1 protein-coding gene and 1 pseudogene are annotated in these 744 nt (G+C 58.6%); both read right to left on the bottom strand.

The window, feature by feature from the left end; genetic code table 11:
* Positions 1 to 531: sugar-binding domain-containing protein (locus ACR0E6_RS22165; protein ID WP_480587423.1), on the bottom strand; the 531-nt coding region annotated here is incomplete at its 3' end.
* Positions 528 to 744: pseudogene (locus tag ACR0E6_RS22160) on the bottom strand (ABC transporter permease); the annotation flags it as partial. The gene ACR0E6_RS22165 and the pseudogene ACR0E6_RS22160, both read right to left, overlap by 4 nt.

Here is a 744-nt window from a genome sequence, read left to right as displayed (position 1 = left end):
CGCGTGGATCAAGGTTGCTGATCCGCTCAACCCGTCGGCAATTCGGGTCGCGACGTGATTTACATCTGTGTAATGCTGCCCCTGCACGCCCCCGGTCAGTGGCACGACCACGTTCGAGGTCGACCCACCCGGCTGTAGATGATCCGCCACGGCACTGAGCGTTTTGCCGCCCGAGATTGCCAGAACATCCTCGGACCCCAGAATGTGCTGAAGATGCTGCGCCGCCGTCTTTCCCACCAGATCCAACGTAGTGTCAGCGTTCTCGGTCACGGTATCAACCACAAGGCACTCGGCCAGCGGCCAGCGCGCTTTCACCTGGCTTTCCAGATCAAACAGGCGTTGGAACGGACTGTGGATGCGAAACTCGACCATGCCCATCTCACGGCCTTGCTTAATCAGCCGGTTCACCTTGGCCGTCGACAGTTTCAGGCTGTTGGCAATCTCAGCCTGCAGCAGCCCTTCCTGAAAATGCAGGGTCAGGACACGGGCAATCAGGCGCAGGGTGTCGGGATCGGGTCCGCTTGCGTTCAACTTTCGCTGTCCTTTCTGCTTACCAAATGGTTCGAGGCGGCCGCCAGCAACAGCGCCGTGCCTACAACCAGAGTTTGGAAATAGGCGGGCACAAGTGTCAACATGCCAACGGTCAAGGACATGATGATCAGCGCCCCGATAAAGGATTTCAGAACACGCCCCTCGCCGCCGCTGAAGGCTGTACCACCCAACAGAACCACAAGTATAGCGGTT

It is taken from the genome of Ruegeria sp. AP12, assembly GCF_056540025.1.
Note: the sequence above shows the minus strand (reverse complement) of the source record. Positions and strands in the feature narration are given on the sequence as shown.